General features: G+C 70.6%; 15 protein-coding genes. 3 read left to right on the forward strand and 12 right to left on the reverse strand.

All coding sequences use genetic code 11. The annotated features are described in order from the left end of the window. Positions 1-29: 29 nt before the first annotated feature. The 3 genes from rph to ACIPSE_RS24630 all read right to left on the reverse strand — a co-directional run bounded on the left by rph (position 30) and on the right by ACIPSE_RS24630 (position 4,163). Positions 30-2,729, reverse strand: a complete 2,700-nt coding sequence (gene rph / locus ACIPSE_RS24620; RefSeq protein ID WP_401665798.1) for a rifamycin-inactivating phosphotransferase — start codon at positions 2,727-2,729, stop codon at positions 30-32. 402 nt (positions 2,730-3,131) lie between these two features. Then, a complete protein-coding gene (locus ACIPSE_RS24625) occupies positions 3,132-3,299 on the reverse strand; it encodes a hypothetical protein (protein ID WP_401665801.1) in 168 nt (55 codons plus the stop codon). A 75-nt stretch (positions 3,300-3,374) separates the two neighbouring features. After that, positions 3,375-4,163, reverse strand: coding sequence for a maleylpyruvate isomerase family mycothiol-dependent enzyme (locus ACIPSE_RS24630; protein ID WP_401665804.1), 789 nt, complete (start codon positions 4,161-4,163; stop codon positions 3,375-3,377). 145 nt (positions 4,164-4,308) lie between these two features. On the opposite strand from ACIPSE_RS24630, the gene ACIPSE_RS24635 reads away from it, so the two are divergent. Further along, the gene (locus ACIPSE_RS24635) at positions 4,309-6,048 is read left to right on the forward strand and encodes a SulP family inorganic anion transporter (protein ID WP_401665806.1); all 1,740 of its coding nucleotides are present in this window, start codon (positions 4,309-4,311) and stop codon (positions 6,046-6,048) included. 71 nt (positions 6,049-6,119) lie between these two features. On the opposite strand, the gene ACIPSE_RS24640 is transcribed toward ACIPSE_RS24635, so the two are convergent. Continuing rightward, positions 6,120-6,638, reverse strand: coding sequence for an adenylate kinase (locus ACIPSE_RS24640; RefSeq protein WP_401665808.1), 519 nt, complete (start codon positions 6,636-6,638; stop codon positions 6,120-6,122). Positions 6,639-6,709: 71 nt separating this feature from the next. After that, positions 6,710-7,522, reverse strand: a complete 813-nt coding sequence (locus ACIPSE_RS24645) for a calcium-binding protein (RefSeq protein ID WP_401665810.1) — start codon at positions 7,520-7,522, stop codon at positions 6,710-6,712. A gap of 287 nt (positions 7,523-7,809) precedes the next feature. Between ACIPSE_RS24645 and ACIPSE_RS24650 the strand changes: the two genes are divergently transcribed. Then, the gene (locus ACIPSE_RS24650) at positions 7,810-9,264 is read left to right on the forward strand and encodes a catalase (RefSeq protein ID WP_401665813.1); all 1,455 of its coding nucleotides are present in this window, start codon (positions 7,810-7,812) and stop codon (positions 9,262-9,264) included. A gap of 38 nt (positions 9,265-9,302) precedes the next feature. Next, positions 9,303-9,485 carry a hypothetical protein gene (locus tag ACIPSE_RS24655; RefSeq protein WP_401665816.1) on the forward strand — a complete coding sequence of 61 codons (183 nt, stop codon included), beginning with the start codon at positions 9,303-9,305 and terminating at the stop codon, positions 9,483-9,485. A gap of 71 nt (positions 9,486-9,556) precedes the next feature. Here ACIPSE_RS24655 and ACIPSE_RS24660 read toward each other — a convergent pair whose 3' ends face one another. The 7 genes from ACIPSE_RS24660 to ACIPSE_RS24690 all read right to left on the reverse strand — a co-directional run bounded on the left by ACIPSE_RS24660 (position 9,557) and on the right by ACIPSE_RS24690 (position 16,307). Then, on the reverse strand, positions 9,557-9,961 hold the full coding sequence (locus ACIPSE_RS24660; protein ID WP_401665818.1) for a hypothetical protein: 405 nt from the start codon (positions 9,959-9,961) through the stop codon (positions 9,557-9,559). A 279-nt stretch (positions 9,962-10,240) separates the two neighbouring features. Continuing rightward, the gene (locus ACIPSE_RS24665) at positions 10,241-11,230 is read right to left on the reverse strand and encodes a zinc-dependent alcohol dehydrogenase family protein (RefSeq protein WP_401665820.1); all 990 of its coding nucleotides are present in this window, start codon (positions 11,228-11,230) and stop codon (positions 10,241-10,243) included. Then, a complete protein-coding gene (locus tag ACIPSE_RS24670; RefSeq protein ID WP_401665822.1) occupies positions 11,227-12,120 on the reverse strand; it encodes a carbohydrate ABC transporter permease in 894 nt (297 codons plus the stop codon). Before ACIPSE_RS24670 ends, ACIPSE_RS24665 begins: the two co-directional genes overlap by 4 nt. Continuing rightward, positions 12,117-13,076: a carbohydrate ABC transporter permease gene (locus tag ACIPSE_RS24675; protein WP_401665825.1), complete on the reverse strand. Its 960-nt coding sequence runs from the start codon at positions 13,074-13,076 to the stop codon at positions 12,117-12,119. Before ACIPSE_RS24675 ends, ACIPSE_RS24670 begins: the two co-directional genes overlap by 4 nt. Before the next feature lie 92 nt (positions 13,077-13,168). Then, positions 13,169-14,524, reverse strand: a complete 1,356-nt coding sequence (locus ACIPSE_RS24680) for an ABC transporter substrate-binding protein (protein WP_401665828.1) — start codon at positions 14,522-14,524, stop codon at positions 13,169-13,171. An 84-nt stretch (positions 14,525-14,608) separates the two neighbouring features. Beyond that, entirely contained in the window at positions 14,609-15,370 is a 762-nt protein-coding gene (locus ACIPSE_RS24685; protein WP_401665831.1) for a DeoR/GlpR family DNA-binding transcription regulator, read from the reverse strand. Positions 15,371-15,662: 292 nt separating this feature from the next. Beyond that, positions 15,663-16,307 carry a GntR family transcriptional regulator gene (locus ACIPSE_RS24690; protein WP_401665834.1) on the reverse strand — a complete coding sequence of 215 codons (645 nt, stop codon included), beginning with the start codon at positions 16,305-16,307 and terminating at the stop codon, positions 15,663-15,665. Positions 16,308-16,346: the final 39 nt, after the last annotated feature.

Genomic DNA, 16,346 nt, shown 5'->3' on the forward strand with positions numbered 1-16,346 from the left:
CCCGCGTCGGGCGGCGGCCGGACGGCCGGTCAGGTCAGCAACTCGACGTACCCGTCGGCGCCGTGCACGCGGATGCGCTGCCCGTCGCGGATCAGCCGGGTCGCGCCCTCCACACCGACGACGGCCGGCAGCCCGTACTCCCGGGCGATCACCGCGCCGTGCGTCATCAGCCCGCCCACCTCGGTCACCAGGCCCGCGACCGCGACGAACACCGGCGACCAACTCGGGTCCGTGAACGCCGTGACGAGGATGTCTCCCGCCTCCAGATCGGCCCGCGCCAGGTCGAGGACGACCCGGGCCCGCCCCTCGACCGTCCCGGCGGAGACCGGCAGACCGACCAGGGCGCCGGGCAGCACGTCGTCGCGCCGGTACGCCCCGCTCAGCGCCTCACCGTCCGAGGTGAGCACCCGAGGCGGCGTGAGCGACCGGTACGAGCGGAACGCCTCCTTGCGCCGCGCGATGAGCCGCTCGTCCACCCGCTGAGAGCGCACGGCGTCGTGGAACTCCTCGAAGGTGAGGTGGAAGACGTCCTCCGCGTCGCCGAGCACCCCCGCGCCGACGAGTCGCGCGGCCTCTTCCATGAGGGCTTGCTTGTAGACGAAATAGCGGCTGACGATCCCGTACTTCGGGTACTCCCGATACCCGATGAAGGCACGGACCTGGTCGATCATCCGCTTGGTCTCCTCGGACTTCCGTTCCCCGTCCGGGAGTTCACGCAGCCGCGACAGAACCTCCTGCTCCTTCGCCAGCGCCCGCCGCCGTCCCTCCTCGAACCGCCGCGCCGCCGCACCGGGTTCGAAGTTCCTGACGTTGTCGAGGATCACCGGGACGAGGGTGTCGGGGCGTTCGCGCCACCGCGGCCTCGTGATGTCGATCTCGCCGACACACCGCATGCCGTACCGGTCGAGGTAGGCCTCGATGGCGTCGCGCGACTCGGGCCCGCCCGCCGACTTCGCCAACTCGTCCAGGAAGTCACCGTCCCCGACCTGCCGGAGGAACTCCACGACGGACGGGTGCGGACGGATGACGTCGGCGACGTCGAGCAGCGCGAGACCCATCTCGGACGTGATGTTGTCCGGCGCCGACAGCGTGAGGGTGTCGGCGGCGTTCGTCTCGCCCAGCCATTCGCGCAGATGGTCGTTGAGCCACCACGTGGCCTCCATCCCCGCCATGATCGCCCGGATGTTCAGCGGGTCACCGACCACCCTCTTGTGCTCCTCGAAGGCCTCCAGCAGGAAGTCGAACAACGCCGGTCCGCTCTTCGTCCGCACCTCGCGCTCCAGCGCGGCGACGGATGCCTCGCTGCGGGCGATCAGCTCGGCGACGATCGCGGGGTCGGCCACGGTGACCGTGGCGGCTTCGGCCACCGGGGCGGCACCCCGTGCGGCCTCGCTGTCCGCCCCCGAGGAAGAAGCGGCCTCCGGCGGGGTCGGCACGAAACCGTCCTGGGCGAGCACCGTCTCCAGCGCGTCCCTGACGAGCGGATCGCCCCGTCCCAGCACGTCCAGCAGGCCCGCGCGGCTCGCGGGCGACGCCAGACGCGGGGTGACGTCGACGAACAACCGCCCTCCGGCCTCGTGCATCGGCACCATCGCGGTGAGCCGCCACATGGACAGCCCCAGCGGCTTCATGGCGTCGGTCATCATCTGGCCGTGACCGACGGAGACATAGACGCGATTGCCCTGATCCCCGGAGCCGGAGCCGGAGCCGGAGCCGGAGCCGCTGCCAGGGCCAGGGTCGGGAACGGGGTCGGGAACGGGGAAGAGGGTCGTGATCGGCCGACTCTGCACGATGTGGAATGCGTCGCCGACCAGACACCACTCGATGTCCTGCGGAGCGCCGAAGTGCGCCTCGATCCGCCGCCCCAGCTCCACGAGCCGCACGACCTGCGCGTCCGTGACGGCGGTCTGCTCCCGGTGCCCCTCGTCGACCGTCACCTCCCGGGTCCCGCCACCCGGTACGGCCCGAACGGCACGCTCCTTCACGGCGATCGACCTTGCGACGACCTCGCCGTCCCGCACCCTGTAGACGTCCGGGTTCACCAGCCCGGAGACGAGCGCCTCACCGAGCCCGAACCCGGCGTCCACGGTGGCGACCTTCCGGTTCCCCGTCACGGGGTCGGCCGTGAACAGCACGCCCGCCGCGTCCGGGAAGACCATCCGCTGCACGACCACGGCCATGCGGACCGCACCGTCCTCGATACCGTGCCGCCGCCGGTACGACACGGCCCGCTCCGTGAACAGCGAGGCCCAGCAGCGGCTGACGTGACGGAGAACCTCCGCCGCTCCCACGACGTTCAGGTACGTGTCCTGCTGCCCGGCGAAGGACGCCGTCGGCAGATCCTCCGCCGTGGCACTGGACCGGACGGCGAACGCGGCCTCCGCGCCGTGCCGTCGGAGCGCGTGAGCGATCGCCGTCGCGATGTCCTCCGGCACGGGGATCTCCTCGATCGTCTGCCGAAGACGCGCGCCGAGCGTGCGGATCGTGTCGTGGTCGTCCGGTGCCACGTGCGCCAGCCGCCCGATCAGCTCCCGTACGGCGGGCGCGTCCGCCACGGCATCGCGAAAGGCCTCGGTGGTCACGCAGAAGCCCTCAGGAACGTGAACTCCCGGCATCCCCGGGGACGTTGTGAGTCCTGCCAGCGCGCCCAGGCGCGCGGCTTTGCCGCCGACGAGCGCGCCCCGCGTCTCGTCCACCTCCCGAAGATCCAGCACATGCCGCTGGCTCACCACGCCACCTCCGCGACCGGCTCCGGCACCTGCAACTCAACACGCACGTCGTGCTCCCATTTCCGCGGGCTGTGGCTTCGGCCGCCGATTCTCCGCCGCCCGGGGGGCCTTGTGGCAAGCCCCTGGGTGAGCTATAAGTTGAGAGAGGCAAGGAGAGGTTTCTCCTTGCCCTTTCCTTTGTCCCGGGCCGCGAACGGTGCCTGCTCGAAATGACACTTCATTGAAATCCCGCCGAGGTCGGCGAAACGCCGCGCGGGATCGATTTCCCCGACGAAAGCGGAAGGGTGGCGCTGAGCGCGCGCGAGGGGAACAGGAGCGATGAAGGAATGTCACCATCGGTGTCGCGGGGTCCGTGGACGTGGTCCGCGACGACCGTGCCGTCCCTGAGTTGCCGCGTCCGACCTACTGGCCAGGTCCCCGCTCCGCGAGCTGGCGGCCCGCCGCCGTGCGTCCGTCGCGCGGTGGCGGGCTCGTCGCGTCGGTGTCCGTCGCGGCCACGGCCGCCAGCAGCGCCAGGTCGGCGATGGCCAGGACGAGCAGCAGCCGTATGCGGGCAGGGCTCCAGGACATGAGGTGACTCCCCTCGCTCGACCCTTCATACGGGCCGGGCAGCCCTCCGCGTTCACGGGCCCGAGCGGGCGCGCACTACTCCTCCGGCTCCCAGGCCCGGAGGAGGTCCAGCAGCTCCGGGTCCCCGTCGATCCGCAGGGAGTTCGACGGGACGCGGTCGTAGAGGTAGAGGACCAGGTCACCGGCCGTGCCCCCGACGGAGACACCGGCCCGGTCCCGGCCCTCGGCGCCGCCGGCGGGAAGCCGTCGGGAGCGGGCGCCGTCGCCGTCCACGGTGAGCCGCCAGGAGGCGCCCCCGACGGCGTGGAAGTCGAACGCGGCCGGCTGGTGCGGCCAGGCGGACGTCGTCGCGCAGCAGGTGGAGAGGAACTCGTCGACACCGTCGAGCGCCACGTCCTCCGGCAACGCCCGCGGGCCGCCCAGGGCGACCTGCACGTCGTAGGTGTGCACCGCGGTCTCCTGGACCCGGTGCCGGGCGACGGCGGCGGCGTTTTGCGGGGACTGCGAGGCACCCCACCACGTCCAGCAGCCGCGCTCCGGGCCCGCCTCCCGCAGCGCGCTCAGCAGCAGCCCCGTCGACTCGGCCAACCAGGCCGACAGGGCCTCCCGTTCGTGCGGTACGGCGACGGCGGCGCGCTCCGCTGCGGCTCGCTCGGGCAGCGTGTCGGAGGGGCCCGTCCCGACGATCGTGGCCCAGAAACGGTCACCTCCCCCCAGGTGCCGCACCAGGTCGGACAGCGTCCACTCGGGGCAGGTCGGCACACGTGCGTCGAGGCTGGGCGCGGAGGCGACCGCGGAACGGAAGGCGACGGACCGTTCGTCGATCAGTCTCAGCAGGTCGGAGAGGTCAAGTGTCGTTGCCACACCGGGTGTCTATCACTGCGAGCCGGTCGCGGGACACCGAAATTCTCCCCCGGTCCGCCCGACTCGCGGTGTGTCGTCCGAGCGGCGTCTCGCGCACGCCCTCCGCCCGGTGGATGCTGGGGGCCGGACGGACGAGAGGCTGGTCATGGCACGTGGTGAGGGCGGAGGGGCGGCGCTGATGACGCGCCGACTGCTTCCCGGAGCGGTGGTCCTGCTCCGCTACCGGCGGAGCTGGCTGCGCGGGGACCTGTTGGCGGGCGTCACCGTGGCCGCGTATCTGGTGCCGCAGGTCATGGCCTACGGGGGTGTCGCCGGCCTCCAGCCGGTCGCCGGGCTCTGGGCGATCCTGCCCGCCCTCGTCCTGTACGCGCTGTTCGGCTCCTCGCGCCTGCTCTCGGTCGGCCCCGAGTCCACGACCGCGCTGATGACGGCCACCGTGATCGCGCCGCTCGCCGTCGGCGACTCCGAGCGGTACGCCACCCTGGCGGCGACCCTCGCGGTCACCGTCGGCCTGCTGTGCCTGGTCGCGCGGGCGGTCCGGCTCGGCTTCCTCGCGGACCTGCTCTCCCGGCCGGTGCTGATCGGCTACCTGGCGGGCGTGGCACTGATCATGATGGTGGACCAGCTGGAGAAGCTCACCGGCATCGAGACGACGGGCAGCGGCTTCTTCCCGCAACTGTGGTCCTTCCTGACGCACCTCACCGACGCCCACGCGGCCACCGTCCTGCTGTCCGCCGCCGCGATCGTCGTCCTGTTCATCGTCGCGCGCTCCACCAACACCATCCCGGGCCCGCTGATCGTCGTCGTCCTGGCCACGATCGCCGTGGCCGTCCTCGACCTCGACACCCGCTACGGCGTCAAGGTGATCGGCGACGTCCCCTCCGGCCTTCCCGGCCTCCTGTGGCCGGACTTCGGCGAGCTGCCGCGTCTCGTCCTGCCGGCCATCGGCGTACTCCTCGTCGGATACACGGACTTCATCCTCACCGCGCGCGCCTTCAACACCGGCAAGGCCGACGGCGACGGCCCCGACGGACCCCAACTCGACGCCAACCAGGAGTTCCTGGCGCTCGGCACGGCCAACCTCGGCGCCGGCTTCCTGCACGGCTTCCCCGTCAGCAGCAGCGCCAGCCGCACCGCGCTCGCCTCCTCGGCCGGAGCCCGCAGCCAGGCGTACTCCCTGGTCGCCGCGGCGGCCGTCCTCGCCGTACTGCTTCTGCTCAGCCCGCTGCTCGCCGACACGCCCTCCGCCGTGCTCGGCGCGCTCGTCGTCTACGCCGCCGTCCGCATGATCGACCTCTCCGGCTTCCACCGCCTGGCCTCCTTCCGGCACCGCGAACTCCTGCTCGCCGTCGGCTGCCTGGCCGGGGTGCTGGCCCTGGACATCCTGTACGGCGTGCTGGTGGCCGTGGGTCTGTCGGTGGCGGAGCTCCTGACCCGCGTGGCCCGTCCCCACGACGCCGTCCAGGGGCTGGTCCCCGGGCTCGCCGGCATGCACGACGTCGACGACTACCCGACCGCCCGCACCATCCCCGGCCTGGTCGTCTACCGCTACGACTCGCCCCTGTTCTTCGCCAACGCCGAGGACTTCCACCGGCGTGCCCTCGCCGCCGTCGACGAACAGGACACCCCCGTACGCTGGTTCGTCCTCAACGCCGAGGCCAACGTCGAGGTCGACATCACCGCGCTCGACGCCCTGGACGAACTCCGCCGCGAACTCACCGACCGGGGCGTCGTGTTCGCGCTGGCCCGCGTCAAACAGGACCTCATGAACGACCTCAGGGCCTACGGCCTCGTCGACTCCGCGGACCCGCCCCTGTTCTTCCCGACCCTGCCGACGGCCGTGGCGGCGTACGAGAGGTCACGCGAGGGGGGAGATCCGACGTAGTCCGGCCGGACCCCCTTACGACGGATACGGCGGACCCCCTCCGGCGGATACGAGGGACACCGGTGAAGGGGTCAGAGCGCCGCGAGCCAGGCGGCCGTGTCCTCGGGGCGGGCGAAGCGGTGCACGCCGAGCGGCGCGAAGCGGGGATCGCGGACCCGGAGTCCGATCTCGCGGCGGCGCGTCCCGTGCTGGGACCAGGACCACCAGGCCGGATGCTCCCGGCTCAGCCAGCCCCTCCATGTCTCCCGGTTGCCGCCGAAGACGGCCTCGCGCGTGACCGTGCGCTTCAGGGACCGGCGCAGGACGCGCGGCATGACGACCCGCTTCGGGTAGTCCAGCCAGAGGACGGCGTCGGCCCGGTCCCACAGCAGGTCACGGACCTCCGGGTAGCCGACCGAGTCGATGATCCAGCGAGGCTCGGCGACGAGCCGTGACACGTCCTCGGTGAGGTTCTCGTTGACGGCCCAGCCGGGGCCGGAGAAGTAGAGCGCGTCCATCTCGTGGTAGGGCAGGCCGAGGCGAGCGCCCAGCGCCCGGGCCAGGGTCGACTTGCCCGCGCCGGTGACACCCACCACCAGGATCCGTTCCACCGGAGCACCCTATACGGAGTACAGGGCGCCGTCGGCGGGCGGTGGGTGGCGGGTGCCCGCGCTGCCTCGGGTCAGGAGCGGACGTCCACGAAGTCACCGGCGGCCTTGGCCGGACCGGTGGTCCTGGTGCCGGTGAAGTTCCACCGCCAGTAGCCGTCCTTGACGGCCTTGACCGTGGCGCGCAGGTTCCCGGTGCTGTTGGTGCCGACCGTCGCCACCGTCGTGTACGTGCTGCTGTTCTTCGGGCGGAACTGGAGCTTCACGGCCTGGCCCGTGTACCCCGCGTACCGGTAGGTGTCCCAGTTGGCCCGTACGAGCTTGCCGGTGACGGTGATGGTCGCGCCCTTGGCCACCGGTTCCGGTGCCGCGTTGACGGTGAGGCGCGCGGCCCGCTTGAGACCGAACGAGCCGACGCCGGGGGCGTAGACGGAGCCGCCGTCCTCGGCGTCGACCAGGGCGTCGACCGACCACGTGCCCGCGTCGGCGTTGGCGAGGTCCACCGGGTCGTCGCCGCCGGGGGACAGGTGGGCGTTGACGGTGAACGCCGTCGTACAGGCCGTCGCCGTCTCACAGAACGCGTCCGTGGTGTAGAAACCGCCGTTCGGACCCTTGAGGTCCACGTCGACGAACGACAGACCGGAGTCGTCCGAGCCGGTCACCGTGACCGGGAACCGGACGTCCTTCGTGATCCCCACGATGACGTCGTGCCCGGAGTTGACGGTGGCACCGCTGACCACCGGTTCGCTGGACGCGTCGGCGGAGACGGCACCGGCCGAGGTGCCGGCCCCCGCCAGCACGACGGCGACGGTACCCACCACGACACCGCGGCGCGTGGCGCGTCCGCCGCCGGGTCTGGTGTCGGACGGGGTGGTGAAGCGGCTCATGGACCCTCCCAGGAAGCGGGACACAGGTGTGTGTCACCCCCTTCGACTGCCGAACCGGCCCGACCGTTGCCCTGGGGCGGCCCGGAACTCGATCCGGTCCTCGATCCGGTCCTCGACCCGGTCCTCGGGAACCGCCCGTGGCCGCCCCCCCGCTGTGCGCGGGACGTTTGGTTCGGTCTCTCCGGGTCACGCGTGGAGTGGGCTCCGCGGGCGAGCGAACGGAATCCGCCTCTTCTGCGCTCGTCCCGCACCTCGAATACGATGTCCGGCGAAGGAGAAAAATTGTCATGGCGGATATACGCAACGTCACCACAACCGACTCCGGCGCTCCGGTGGAGAGCGATGAGCATTCACTGACGCTCGGTCCCGGCGGGCCGATCCTCCTCCAGGACGCCTATCTGATCGAGCAAATGGCGCAGTTCAACCGGGAACGCATTCCCGAGCGTCAGCCCCATGCGAAAGGCAGCGGAGCCTTCGGTCATTTCGAGGTGACCGACGACGTCAGCGCCTACACGAAGGCCGCCCTTTTCCAGCCGGGCGCCCGCACCGACCTCGTGGCCCGCTTCTCGACGGTGGCAGGCGAGCGCGGCAGCCCCGACACCTGGCGCGACCCGCGCGGCTTCGCGGTGAAGTTCTACACCGCCGAGGGCAACTACGACATGGTCGGCAACAACACGCCGGTGTTCTTCGTGAAGGACCCGATGAAGTTCCAGCACTTCATCCGCTCCCAGAAGCGCCGCGCGGACAACAACCTGCGCGACCACGACATGCAGTGGGACTTCTGGACGCTCTCCCCGGAGTCCGCGCACCAGGTCACCTGGCTGATGGGGGACCGTGGCATCCCGCGCAGCTGGCGCCACATGAACGGCTACACCTCCCACACCTACATGTGGATCAACGCCTCCGGTGAGCGGTTCTGGGTCAAGTACCACTTCAAGACCGACCAGGGCGTCGAGTTCCTCACCCAGCACGAGGGCGACCAGATGGCCGGCGCCGACACCGACTACCACACGAGGGATCTCTTCGAGCACATCCGTGCCGGAGACTTCCCCAGCTGGACGCTGTACGTGCAGGTCATGCCGTACGAAGAGGCGGCCGGCTACCGCTTCAACCCGTTCGACCTGACGAAGGTGTGGCCGCACGGCGACTACCCGCTCATCCCGGTCGGCCGCATGACCCTCGACCGTAATCCGACGGACAACCACGCCGAGATCGAACAGGCGGCGTTCCAGCCGAACAACCTCGTCCCCGGCATCGGGCCGAGCCCGGACCGGATGCTGCTCGCGCGCCTCTTCTCGTACGCGGACGCGCACCGCCACCGTATCGGCGGCAACTACCAGCAGCTCCCGGTGAACGCCCCGGTCGCCGAGGTCCGTTCGTACTCCAAGGACGGCGCGATGGCGTACCGGAAGACGACCGACCCGGTCTACGCCCCGAACTCCAAGGGCGGTCCGGCGGCCGACCCCGACCGTTACTCCCCGCCGAGCTGGGAGGCCGACGGCGCGATCGTCCGCGCGGCCTACGTCAGCCATCCCGAGGACGACGACTGGGGGCAGGCCGGCACGATGGTGCGCGAGGTCCTGGACGACGCGGCCCGCGACCGGCTGGTCGACAACGTCGTCGGACACCTCCTCGACGGTGTGAGCGAACCCGTCCTCGAACGTGCCTTCACGTACTGGTCGAACATCGACGAGGGCATCGGCAAACGCATCGCCGACGGCGTACGGGCGAAGTCTCAGTAGCCCACTTCAGGACCCGAGCATCCGAGGAGGAGAATCCGATGAAGAATCCGGGCGACAAGGAAGCACCTCGAAAAGACGGCGAGACGCGGCGGCGCTCCGCTGAACAGCGGAATGTCACCGCGCCCACACCGCGTGATGTCCGGGAGAAGGCGGAGGAGCACGGCGCGGCCGATTCCGGGACCGGATCCGGAACCGATTCCGGGGCCGGGAACGGCGCCTGACCGCCCACCGGGGCGGCGCCTCCCCGCACGGTCCTCACGACCGGTGGGCCCGCCGCCCCGGAAAGCACGGCTCACAGCTGATCGCCCACGCCGGCCGGTGCCGGGGGATGCGGCCCGCCGCCGTCCTTGGCGTCCTGGGCGCAGCTCCGCCCCAGGTAGGACTGGTCGTTGGGGATCATGAGCACCGCGGCCACCTGTGACGGGTCCTCGACGGAGAGCCACTCGTCGCCCGTGTCGATGCCGCCCGGCCCGAACGCCCCCGCGGAAGAGACGATCTGGCAGCCCAGGGCGACACGCTCGTTGTCGACCGCGCAGACGTCCACCGCGTGCTCTGAGCCGAAGGCGTCGTCGTCGAAGCGGTAGTGGAAATGGACCCGGTCGCCCTCGTCCGGTGACTGCGGATGAGGCTGAAGGCGCCAGTCGACGACCTTCGCGACGACACCGACCTTCTGCCCGTACACGTTGACGACCTGCACCCTCGCACCGGCCTTGCCGCGCTCCGTGGCCGTGTCGGAGCAACCCCACGGGGCAGAACAGCCGGACACGCCGAGAACCGCCACAGCCGACACGAGGAACACGATCACCCGCGAGGCAAGCACCCGGACGCCCCCTCCTCGAACCCGACCACTGTCCCCCTCGCCGAGACGGAACGTGGCTCCACCACACCACCGCTGGGAACGACCCTAACAACGACCTGCCGAGCCAGGACGGCCGTCACATGGGCGTGGTGACCGTCCTGGGGTGCGGCGCGTGGGTCAGGGGAGTACGACGATCTTGCGGCCCTGGCCGGCGGCGAACTGCTGGAGTGCCTGCGGGTATTGGTCCAGCGGCATGCGGTGGCTGATGAAGACCCGCGGGTCGAGCACCCCGCCGGCGAAGAGTTCCGCGGCCCGCTCGTAGCTGTGGAGCACCGCCATCGAACCGGTGATGGTGATCTCCTGGTTGTAGATGCGGTACGGCGAGATCGTGGCCGTCGTCGCGTAGTCGGAGACGCCGAACTGGAGGAACGTGCCGGCCTTGGCGACCCGTTCCAGGCCGTCCTGGATGGCGGCGGCGTTGCCGGTGGCGTCGATGACGACGTCCCAGCCGGCCGGGCGTCCCAACTCGTCCGCGGACAGCGCTGATCGGGAGCAGCCCAGCTTCTCCGCCGTGGCCAGCCGCTCCGGGTTGATGTCGAGGACGTCGACGGAGGCGGCGCCGGTGCGCTTGGCGAGCTCCAGCATCATCAGGCCCATCGTTCCGCTGCCATAGATCAGGACATGGGCGCCGAGGCGGGCGCTCAGTACGTCGTAGCCGCGCACCGCGCAGGACAGCGGCTCGATGAGGGCCGCGTCCTGGGTGTCGACGTGGTCGGGCAGGCGGACACAGTTGGCGACGGGCGCGAGCGCGTACTCGGCGGCCCCGCCGGGGCGCGTCACGCCGATGGCCTGCCAGCGGTCGCAGAGGTTGTTGCGGCCCAGACGGCAGTAGTGGCACTCGTTGCAGTACAGGGAGGGGTCGACGGCCACGCGGTCGCCGACCCGCAGTTCGGTGACCTCGCTGCCGAGTCCCACGACCTCCCCGGCGAACTCGTGACCGGGCACGATGGGCAGCTTCGGGGCGAACTCGCCCTGGAGGATGTGGAGATCGGTCCCGCACAGCCCGCAGGCCGCCACCTCGACCACGACGTCGCGCGGCCCGGGGGTGGGGTCGGGCACCGTGGTGACGGTGACCTTGCCGGGGGCTTCGATGACGGCGGCTCTCACTTGACTGCTCCTAGGGACAGGCCGCGGACCAGTTTGTCCTGGGCGGCGAAACCGGCGATGAGAACGGGCAGCGACACCAGCGTGGCGGCGGCGCACAGCCGGGCGAGGAAGAGGCCCTCGCTGGTGATGAAGCCGACCAGGAAGACCGGTGCGGTCGAGGCGTTCGTCGCGGTGAGGTTGACCGCGAACATGAACTCGTTCCAGCTGAAGATGAAGCAGATCAGCGAGGTGGCCGCGAGACCGGGCATGGCGACCGGCGCGACGATCCGCCACAGCACGGTCAGCAGGTTCGCGCCGTCGACCTCGGCCGCCTCCAGGATCTCCTTGGGCACCTCGGCGAGGAACGAGCGCATCATCCACACCGCGATCGGCAGGTTCATCGCCGTGTAGAGGACGACCAGCGTCCACACGTTGTCCAGCATCCCGGCGTCCTTGACGATCAGGTACACCGGCAGCAGCGCCGCGATGGCGGGCAGGAACTTGGTGGACAGGAAGAAGAACATCACGTCGGTCCACTTCTCGACCGGCTTGATGGACAGCGCGTAGGCCGCCGGCACCGCGAGGGCCAGCACGAGCAGCGTCGAGATCACGCCGGCCATCGTCGAGTTGAGGAGGAACGGGGTGATGTCCCGGCTGAACAGCAGCCGGTACTGGTCGAAGGTGACCGGGGCGAACGGCGTCGGCGGGTTCGTCGCCGCGTCCGCCTCCTGATGGAACGAGGTGAGGACCATCCACGCCACCGGCGCGAAGAACGCCAGCGTGGCGAGCCAGGCGACGAACGTCCACAGCGGCGACAACTTCGGTGCCCCGGAGCCGCCTTGCTCGTCACGTCGCCGTACGAACCTCTTCAGCCTCGCGCCCGGCGCGGCGGTGGTCGCGTGAGCGCTCATCGGGACACCTCCTCGCGGAAGAGCGACGCGATGGTGCGCAGCGCGAACGTCGCGATCACGATCGAGCCGAGGACGACGACCACACCGGCGGCGGCCGACTGCCCGTACTCGTACTTGCGGAACATGGTCAGATAGATCTCGTACGGCAGGTTCGTCGTCTGGGAGCCGGGGCCGCCCTGGGTGATCGTGTAGACCGCGTCGAAGGTCTGCACGACGTAGATCGTGCCGAGCAGGACGCCCAGTTCGATGTACTGCCGCAGGTGGGGCAGGGTGATGTACCGGAAGGTCGCCATGGCCGAGGCCCCGTCGACCCGCGCCGCCTCCAGCACGTCACCGGGCTGGGCCTGGAGACCCGCGAGCAGGATCAGCATCATGAACGGCGTCCACTGCCAGACCAGCGAGAGCACGACGGCGGGCATCGGATAGGACGAAACCCAGTCGACGGTCGGCCCGTTGGCGGCGCCGAAGAGACGGTAGACGGCGTTCAGGGTGCCGTTGAGGAGACCGTAGTCGGGGTTGTACAGGGCGTGCTTCCACAGGAGCGCCGCCGCGACCGGCATGACCAGGAACGGTGCGATGAGCATCGTGCGGGCCAGACCGCGGCCGATGAACCTGCGGTCGAGCAGCATCGCCAGGCCGAGGCCGAGCAGCACGCTGACGAGCACCACGGACGCGGTGAGGACGACGGTGTTGAGGACGGCGGTGCGCAGACGTTCGTCGGTGAAGACGAACGTGAAGTTGGACAGCCCGACGAAGTGCCGCTCGCCCGGCTTGAGGACGTTCCACTGGAGCGTGGAGATCACGATCGTGGCCACGAACGGGAGTTGGGTGACGACGATGGTGAACACGAGTGCCGGGAGGAGCGGGACGCGGCGCCGCCACTTGCCGACGCCGGTCGACGCGCCCGGACGCCGTGGTGGGGACGTGGTGCGAGGGGGAACGGTGAGCGTGGTCATGGACTTTCCTCCGCCAAGGACGGCCGGTCAGGGAGAAGCGGTGCCCGGCCGGGGCGGGAGAGGCGACCCGGCCGGGCGACGGACGACGACGGTCACCGGTAGTTCTCGGCGACGTCCTCGGCGAGCTTCTGGCCGTCCTCCAGCGCCTTGTCCACGCTCGTCTTGCCGGCGATGGCGGCGGAGATCTCCTGTGTCACCTTGGTGCCCAGGTCCTGGAACTCGGGGATGGCGACGTACTGGACACCCACCGTCGGCCGGGGCTGCATCCCCGGGTCGGCCGGGTCGGCGCCCTCGATGGACTTCAGCGTGATGTCACCGAAGGCGGCGGCGGCCTTCTGGTACTCCGGGAGCTCGTACGTGCTGGCCCGCTTGCCCGCCGGGACCCGCGACCAGCCGAGCTTCTCGCCCACCAGCTTCTCGTACTCCTTGCTGGAGGCCCACAGCATGAACTGCGAGGCGGCGTCGGCGTTCTTCGTGGTCTTCGGCATCGCCCAGGCCCAACTCCACAGCCAGCCGCTGCTCTTGGTCTCGACGGTCGGCGCGTAGGCATAGCCGACATGGCCCGCGATCTTGCTCGAGGCGGGGTCCTCCAGGGACCCGGCGGCGCTGGTCGCGTCGTACCACATCGCGACCTTCTTCTGGCTCATGGCGTTGAGGCACTCGGTGAACCCGGCCTGCGGGGCGCCCGCCTCACCGTGCTCGCGCACCAGGTCGACGTAGAAGTTCGTCGCCTTCTTGAACTCGGGGCTGTCGACCTGGGCCTTCCAGTCCTTCGTGAACCAGGTGCCGCCGAAGGTGTTGACCACCGTGGTCAGCGACGCGCCGAGTTCGCCCCAACCGGCCAGTCCGCGCAGACAGATGCCCTTCATGCCGGGCTCGGCGCCGTCGACCTTGGCCGCGATGTCGGCGATCTGCTGCCAGGTGGGGCGCTCGGGCACGGTGACGCCCTTCGCCTCCATGACGTCCTTGTTGTACATGAGCATCGACGACTCGCCGTAGAACGGCAGCGCGTAGAGCTTGCCGTCGGTGCCGGACAGCGCGGTGACCATCGGCTTGAGCAGGTCGCCCTCGTCGAAGGCCGAGTCCTTGGCCGCGTACGAACTGAGCTCGTGCAGCCAGCCGTTCTTCTGCCAGATCGGTATCTCGTAGGCGCCGACGGTGGCGACGTCGTACTGGCCGGCCTGGGTCGCGACGTCCTGGGTGACCTTGTCGCGCAGCTCGTTCTCCGGAAGGATCGTGAAGTTCACCTTGATCCCGGTGTCCTTCGTGAACGTGTCCTTCGTGAGCTTCGCGATGTCCTCCATCTGCGGGTTGCCGACCATCAGGACGTTGATGGACTTGCCCCCGTCACCGGACCCCGACGAACCGCCCGCCCCGCTACAGGCGACCAGCAGCGAGCTCGCGGCCGTCGCCGCGGCGAGGACTTGGATCGTTCTCCGTGTGCGCATGACTGACTCCAGGATGTTGCGAGGGCATGGGGAACCAGGCCCACGGGCGTGCGGGAAAAGAGGAGGTGAGAAGGTGAACGCGGCTCAGACCCGGATGACTTCGGGTCCCAGCAGTGAGTAGCGGTGGGCCTCCGCGGCGGGCAGCCCGGCGTCGGTGACGATCGCCTCGAACTCCGTGACGTCCGCGAAACGGCAGAAGCTCACGGCGCCGAACTTCGTGTGCACACCGGAGAACACACGGCGCCTGGCGGCCTTGAGGACCTGCGCCTTGACCTCGCTGACCGCGGGATCGGGCGTGGTCAGTCCGTGGTCGCGGGAGATGCCGTTCGCGCCGACGTACGCCAGGTCGATGACGAAACCGGACAGCATGCGGGTCGCCCAGTGGTCCACCGTCGCCAGCGTCCCGCCGCGCACCCTGCCGCCGAGCAGCAGCACGGTGATGTTCGCGGCGCGGGACAGGTCACCGGCGGTGGTGAGCGAGGAGGTGACCACGGTCAGCGGCCGGTCGCGGGGGAGGGCGGCGGCGATGAGCTGCGGCGTGTAGCCCTCGTCGATGAAGACGGTCTCGGCGTCCCCGAGCCGTCCGGCCGCGGCGGCGGCGATACGGGCCTTCTCGTTGACGTGCGTGAGGGTGCGGGCGGCGAGCGTCGTCTCGAAACCCGCGCTCTCCACGGGATGGGCCCCGCCGTGCGTGCGGCGGACGAGGCCGTGCCGTTCCAGCAGATTCAGATCGCGTCTGACGGTCTCCTTGGACACGCCCAGTTCCGCTGCCAGTCGGACGACGTCCACCGATCCCGACCGGCGTGCCGTCTCCAGGATTCCCCGTCTTCGTTCCTCGGCGTCCACGGCGACACCTCCGTTTCACGGCTCTGCGCGCGTTGCCGCGGCGGCTCTTCCCGAAGTCCGGTCCCTGCGAGCCTCGGTGGCCAAATTTCTACAAGGGGAACGCCCGTGCCAGCCAGGTTCGGCGCCACGCGGTTCGTGACCGAACGTGCCCGTTTCCCCGGACGGGGATTCCCAGCGAGGGGCCGCGGAGAGCGCGTCGAAGGGGCGGGGGTCTGCCCGTTGGGCCGGTGCGGTGTGACCGCCGCGTGCCCGTTTCCCGGCGGTCGCACCCGGGTGCCGGTCACGCGCCGCCTCAGTGCGCGGAACCCCTGGGTCGGCCGCCCGGCCGTATGCGCGGTCTGCCCGCCAGGGTGGTCCACAGATACGGTGCCGCGTCGTCCTCGGGCAGTTGGGCGACCATGTAGCGGACGCAGCGTTCGATCTTCACCCGCCACAGACGGGCCGCCTCGTTGCCGTCGGCACTGAGCAGCGCGTCCTGGTAGCGCAGGTCCACCTCACGGATACGCCGATGGGCGTCGGCCCGCGCCGCCGCCCGCACCTTCGCCAGCGCCGCCGAGGCGGGGGCGAGGTTGTCGCGGCCCAGCATGGCGACGCGCCGCATGAGCAGCGCGCCGGGGCTCGCGCGCAGGGCGTACAGGTCCAGCACGTCCTTCGCGGTCACGGCCGGGATCGCCGTCGCGCCGCCCGGCAGCAGGTCGAGCATGCCCTCCTCGGCCAGCGTGTGCAGCGCCGTACGCACCCCGCGACGGGACAGGCCGAGCCGGAGCGCCAGCGGGGCCTGCGGAACCCGGTCGCCCGGCCGGTGGCCCCCGGTGAGCAGGGTCCCGCGGAGCAGCCCGACGGCCGGATCGGTGGTCAGGGGCGCGCCGGGGGAGTCGTCGCGCGGCGCGTCGGACGGCGGGCCCACTTCGAGCGGGTCGCCGGACACCTGGAGCACGCGAGGGAGCAGGGCCTGCGGGCGGTGACCGGAGGCGGA

Origin of the sequence: Streptomyces sp. NPDC090106, from assembly GCF_044747265.1 — a bacterium.
GTDB lineage: Bacteria > Actinomycetota > Actinomycetes > Streptomycetales > Streptomycetaceae > Streptomyces.

Bases quoted from the DNA above. Each gene is read 5' to 3' on its own strand.
- ACIPSE_RS24670 (WP_401665822.1), bottom strand. From the start codon at position 12,120: ATGAGCGCTCACGCGACCACCGCCGCGCCGGGCGCGAGGCTGAAGAGG.
- ACIPSE_RS24635 (WP_401665806.1), top strand. From the start codon at position 4,309: ATGGCACGTGGTGAGGGCGGAGGGGCGGCGCTGATGACGCGCCGACTG.
- ACIPSE_RS24625 (WP_401665801.1), bottom strand. From the start codon at position 3,299: ATGTCCTGGAGCCCTGCCCGCATACGGCTGCTGCTCGTCCTGGCCATC.
- ACIPSE_RS24650 (WP_401665813.1), top strand. From the start codon at position 7,810: ATGGCGGATATACGCAACGTCACCACAACCGACTCCGGCGCTCCGGTG.
- ACIPSE_RS24645 (WP_401665810.1), bottom strand. From the start codon at position 7,522: ATGAGCCGCTTCACCACCCCGTCCGACACCAGACCCGGCGGCGGACGC.
- ACIPSE_RS24675 (WP_401665825.1), bottom strand. From the start codon at position 13,076: ATGACCACGCTCACCGTTCCCCCTCGCACCACGTCCCCACCACGGCGT.
- ACIPSE_RS24680 (WP_401665828.1), bottom strand. From the start codon at position 14,524: ATGCGCACACGGAGAACGATCCAAGTCCTCGCCGCGGCGACGGCCGCG.
- ACIPSE_RS24655 (WP_401665816.1), top strand. From the start codon at position 9,303: ATGAAGAATCCGGGCGACAAGGAAGCACCTCGAAAAGACGGCGAGACG.